General features: G+C 56.6%; 1 protein-coding gene. It reads left to right on the top strand.

Translation table 11 applies throughout. The features are described from left to right. A partial coding sequence (locus ASG68_RS32160; RefSeq protein WP_244484091.1) for an integrase core domain-containing protein occupies positions 1-373 on the top strand: 373 nt, incomplete at its 5' end. Positions 374-441 lie beyond the last annotated feature (68 nt).

Raw genomic sequence — 441 nt, forward strand, 5'->3', positions numbered from 1 at the left:
CTCCGGCTCGGACGTGCGCGACATGATGCTGGAGGCGGTCGAGAAGCGGTTCACAGCAACGAGAGCCCCGCACGCAATCGAGCATCTCTCGGACAATGGTTCGGCTTACACCGCGAGGGATACGAGGTTGTTTGCTCAGGCACTCAATCTGACGCCCTGCTTCACGCCGCTAGCTAGTCCCCAGTCGTATGGTATGTCGGAAGCCTTCGTCAAAACCTTGAAGCGGGATTACATCCGCATCTCAGCACTGCCGGACACCGAAACAGCGCTCCGGCTTATCGACCGGTGGATCGAGGACTACAACGAAATCCATCCCCATTCCGCGCTCAAGATGGCTTCCCCTCGGCAGTTCATCAGGGCAAAATCAAWCTAGCCGACATGTCCGGTGAAACCCCTTCGTTTGAAATTTAGTCAAGTCTTACGAAGGGTGCGCTTGTCACC

The organism is Rhizobium sp. Leaf453, from assembly GCF_001425605.1.
Taxonomy (GTDB): Bacteria; Pseudomonadota; Alphaproteobacteria; order Rhizobiales; family Rhizobiaceae; genus Pararhizobium.